This is a genomic window from Microcystis sp. M53603_WE2, assembly GCF_030065435.1.
In genome coordinates, this window is record NZ_JASJFF010001177.1 from 1 (window position 1) to 4,909 (window position 4,909).

The following is a 4,909-nucleotide window of genomic DNA, read 5'->3' on the forward strand; positions in this document are numbered from 1 at the left end:
ACAGATTGTGCCTTTCATATTGAAGGCTACGAAAAGATTGATTTCAGTTTGCTCTATGTAAACGGTGCTTTCAAAATTGGGAATCCCGAAATTGCCGAAAGTTATGCACCATTCAGACGCTGCTTGATGGTGATTGATCAAACTGTTTACGGTTTGTATCGCCAGCAGATCGTTCGGTACTTCGCTCACTATCAAATCGATTTGACTGTTTTTCAAGTCAGTATCAAAGAGCCTGAAAAGACTCTGAGAACTTTCGAGAAGATTGTCGATGCGTTTGCCGACTTTGGACTGGTGCGTAAGGAGCCTGTTTTGGTTGTGGGTGGCGGACTCACGACCGATGTTGCTGGGTTCGCTTGTTCTGCCTATCGTCGCAAAACCAACTACATTCGCGTGCCCACAAGCTTGATTGGCTTGATTGATGCTAGCGTGGCGATTAAGGTTGCTGTCAATCACGGCAAACTAAAGAATCGTCTTGGTGCGTATCATGCCTCTCAAAAGGTGATTCTTGATTTCTCATTTTTGGGAACTTTGCCGATCGATCAAATTCGCAACGGAATGGCAGAGTTAATCAAGATTGCAGTTGTGGGCAATCAAGAAATCTTTGAGCTGCTAGAAGAACATGGTGCGGCATTGCTGCACAGCCGTTTTGGCTATCTGAATGGCACCCCTGAGTTGCAAGCTGTGGGGCACCGTCTGACTTACAAGGCAATTCAAGTCATGTTAGAGCTAGAGGTGCCCAACCTGCATGAGCTAGATTTGGATCGAGTGATTGCTTACGGTCATACCTGGAGTCCGACGCTAGAATTAACGCCAGAACCACCGATGTTGCACGGTCATAGCGTCAACATTGATATGGCATTTACGGCGACAATCGCCCAGTTGCGCGGCTATATTTCGGTTGAAGACCGCAATCGCATTTTAGGCTTAATGAGCCGATTGGGGCTGGCGATCGATAGCCCCTATCTCACCCCAGAACTCCTGTGGAAAGCGACCGAAGCAATTACGCGGACTCGCGATGGGTTGCAGCGAGCAGCGGCTCCCCGCCCGATTGGGCAATGCGTGTTTATGAACGACCTAACGCGATCTGAGTTGGACAATGCCTTAGGGGTTCACCGAGCGATCGCTCAAAACTATCCTCGTCAGGGCAATGGTGAGGATATGTACGTGCGCCTCGAGCCAGCCTTAGAGGGAGCAGGCGTATGAGACCCGTTACGCCCGTTGGAATTATCTCAGCGAAGTTAGCAGCCTTGGTCGGTCGCGCCGAGTCGATCGATGGGCTTGATCCGGTTTTCAAAGCTGAATTGCAGCAAGTCTGTGCCCTAGCTTGCGGACTCGACCCGTATTTGGATGTTTGTACGACACCCGAATCGCCTGCCTTGGCTGCCTTGGTGCAACGGACTCAAGCGGAGGACTGGAGCAAGCGATTTACGGATGGTGAAACAGTGCGCCAGCTAGAGCAGGAAATGCTCTCTGGGCATGTGGAAGGTCAAATGCTCAAATTTCTGGTGCATTTGACGCAAGCGCAACGGGTGCTAGAGATTGGCATGTTTACGGGCTATTCGGCTCTAGCGATGGCAGAGGCATTGCCCAGCGATGGACAGGTCGTGGCTTGTGAAGTTGATGCTTATGTGGCTGAATTTGCGCGGCAGTGTTTTAACGAGTCGACGGCCGGACACAAAATCGTAGTCAAGGTTGCGCCTGCTCTTGAAACCCTCAAGCAGCTTGCAGAGGCAGGAGAGGTGTTCGATCTAGTCTTTATTGATGCCGATAAAGCAGGTTACATCGACTACCTCAATCTGCTCCTGACTACCTCGCTGTTAGCTCCAAACGGGTTAATCTGTGCGGACAATACTTTGATGCAGGGGCAGCCCTATCTCTCGGAAACGCCTACGCCCAATGGCAAGGCGATCGCACAGTTCAACCAAACCCTGAGCCACGATCCACGAGTTGAGCAAGTCCTGCTACCTCTGCGAGACGGCTTGACCTTGATTCGGCGTATGTAGTCCATTAATCCGCCCACTTAAACCTATGATAAAAACCGCTCCCGTTAAGCTTCTCTCTGAGCCAGCGGTCAGTGCGGGCAGCATCGGGGTGAGATCGCGCTTAAAAACCCTTGCCACTCTTACTTTGCTGCTGCTGGCATTGCCGTTCAACCTTACCCTCGTGTCGATTGCTTTGCTGAGATCGCTAGTTCTTCGCCCGGCGCGATCAACCACAGTAAATCCGCAAACGGTTCTCATTAGCGGCGGCAAGATGACTAAAGCCTTGCAGCTTGCGCGATCATTTCACAAAGCAGGGCACCGAGTCATCCTAGTGGAGATGCACAAGTACTGGTTAACCGGACACCGCTTTTCTCGGTGCGTTGATCGGTTCTACACCATACCAAAACCGCAATCGTCCCAGTATGCTCAGGCATTACTGGAGATTGTGCAAAAAGAAAAGGTTACTGTTTACGTTCCCGTTTGTAGCCCCGTTGCCAGTTATTATGATGCGCTCATTGCCGAAATGCTGGCGCCCCATTGCACCGTCATGCATGTGGATGTGGAGAGGCTCAAGCAACTGGATGATAAGTACGCCTTTGCGATCGCCGCTGGAACCCTAGGGTTAAGCGTGCCAAAATCCCATCGCATCACCCATCCTCAGCAGGTGATTGACTTTGATTTTAGTAAGGCAAAGCGTCCCTATATCCTCAAAAGCATTCCTTACGATTCAGTGCGGCGATTGGAGCTGACGCAGTTGCCCCTACGAGATGCTGAGGAAACGGCGACTTTTCTGCGAGCGCTACCCATTTCTGAAGCAAATCCCTGGATTATGCAGGAGTATATTCCAGGGCAAGAATATTGTACCCATAGTACTGTTCGTCAAGGACACGTGCAGCTGCACTGCTGCTGCAAGTCTTCAGCGTTTCAGGTCAACTACGAACACGTTGATCATTCTGAGATTGAACGGTGGATTCTCGCCTTTGTCAAGGGGCTGAACCTTACGGGACAAGTGTCTTTCGACTTCATTCAGGCAGCAGATGATGGACAGGTTTATGCGATCGAATGCAATCCGCGCACACACTCTGCCATCACGATGTTCTACAACCATCCTGATGTAGCACAGGCTTATCTAAATCTACATCCACTCCCCCAGATGGCTCAGCCACTTGCCTCTAGCCGCCCAACCTATTGGACTTATCACGAAGTTTGGAGATTGCTAACCCAGCTACTTTCTCCAAAGATGCTCAGGCAACGATTACAGATTCTCGTCAACGGCAAAGATGCCATCTTTGAGTGGGACGATCCCCTCCCTTTTTTAATGGTGCATCATTGGCAGATTCCGCTATTACTGCTGGGAAGTTTTCGGCGCGGCAGTGAATGGATTCGGATTGACTTCAACATTGGCAAGCTTGTTGAACTGGGAGGAGACTAGAGCATGGAAAAATTGCAGATTTTGCATCTAGTTGGCTCTGCTGTGAGCGATTTTTACTGTGAGTTGTCGCAACTCTATGCCCAAGATTGTCTACAAAATACGGCGAATCCAGACCTCTATGAGTTCCACATTGCCTACGTGTCGCCAGATTTGAGGTGGCGGTTTCCCAAATCTTTAGACAATGCCGAGATCGCCCAGACTCCCTCAGTTTCAGTCCCTGAAGCGGTCGCGGTTTTAATTCAACTTCAGATCGATGTGATGGTGCCCCAAATGTTCTGCCTGCCCGGAATGACTCAGTACCGTGCGCTATTCGATCTGCTCAAAATTCCGTATGTGGGAAATTCGGCTGAGCTAATGGCGTTAGCGGCAGATAAGGCAAAGGCGAAAGCGGTTGTCTCCGCAGCCGGGGTGACCGTGCCCGCTGGCAAGGTTCTGCATCGAGGCGATTGCTTATCTGTATCCCGTCCGTCGATTATTAAGCCGAACCATTCCGATAATTCATTGGGTTTGAGTTTAGTTACCGAGACAACCGATGGAGATGCTGCTTTAGCAACTGCCTTTGAGTATGCAGATGAAGTCTTAGTTGAGGAGTTTATCGAACTGGGTCGAGAAGTTCGCTGTGGTGTGATTGTGCAAGCGGGCGAGTTAGTTTGCTTGCCGCTAGAAGAGTACGCCGTGAATCCCGAAACTCATCCGATTCGGACTTATGCAGATAAACTCAAGCAAAATCAAGATGGTAGTTTGGATTGTGCTGCTAAAGAGAAAACCAAGGCGTGGATTGTTGATCCTAGGGATCCAGTGACTCAGCGAGTTTGGGCGCTCGCAAAACAATGTCACGTTGCTTTGGGCTGTCGGCATTACAGTTTGTTTGATTTTCGGATCGATCCACACGGACAGCCGTGGTTTTTAGAAGCAGGTTTGTATTGTTCGTTTGCTCAGAAAAGCGTCATTCCAATGATGGCTCAGGCTGCTGGAATTTCATTGACAGACCTGTTTCAAAATATGGTGCAGATGGCAGTGGCGGGAGAGGCTGCCTCTTTGGGCGATCGCCCAAAGAGCGCGCAGATTGACACAAAAGCCGAAACTTATTCTTAGCAGGACATTCGGGTTGCCGAAATAGCCATGAAATTTTCAAAGCATTGCCAAGCAAGCGTTTCAAACTTCTTTTAGCTGAACTTCCCCCATACGGATCTACTGGGAATTGCTGGGTTTTGGCAGGCTTTTTGGCTGTGATCGGTAAAAAGTAACCTGAAAACTCAAATCTGATAACTGATCACTGATCACTGAATCTCCCCTCTTGCCTCTGAGAAAAAAAAATGCTATGATGAAAACAAATCGGGCTTCTACGTTGGTGACTGCCTTTCAAGTTTTTTGATCTATGCTTGATTGTGATAAGGGAGCAAATAACCAATTCGTGTGGTAGTAAACCGAGCTTGTACTCGGAAACAGAAACGCGGAATATAAGTTCCCACCTGGTTAACCCAGGTCATAAACT

At 49.4% G+C, this 4,909-nt stretch carries 4 protein-coding genes and 1 other RNA gene; all 5 read left to right on the forward strand.

Annotated features, from left to right (window positions below; translation table 11 throughout):
- On the forward strand, positions 1 to 1,203 hold a 1,203-nt coding region (locus PX481_RS24660; protein ID WP_288096572.1), incomplete at its 5' end, for a sedoheptulose 7-phosphate cyclase.
- Complete coding sequence (locus PX481_RS24665; protein ID WP_002794105.1) at positions 1,200 to 2,003, forward strand: O-methyltransferase; 804 nt, start codon at positions 1,200 to 1,202, stop codon at positions 2,001 to 2,003. The genes PX481_RS24660 and PX481_RS24665, both read left to right, overlap by 4 nt.
- A 25-nt stretch (positions 2,004 to 2,028) precedes the next feature.
- Positions 2,029 to 3,414 carry an ATP-grasp domain-containing protein gene (locus PX481_RS24670; RefSeq protein ID WP_004266792.1) on the forward strand — a complete coding sequence of 462 codons (1,386 nt, stop codon included), beginning with the start codon at positions 2,029 to 2,031 and terminating at the stop codon, positions 3,412 to 3,414.
- Positions 3,415 to 3,417: 3 nt separating this feature from the next.
- A complete protein-coding gene (locus tag PX481_RS24675) occupies positions 3,418 to 4,509 on the forward strand; it encodes a D-alanine--D-alanine ligase family protein (protein WP_004266791.1) in 1,092 nt (363 codons plus the stop codon).
- A gap of 239 nt (positions 4,510 to 4,748) precedes the next feature.
- A non-coding RNA gene (ssrS, locus tag PX481_RS24680) (6S RNA) lies at positions 4,749 to 4,909 on the forward strand; the annotation flags it as partial.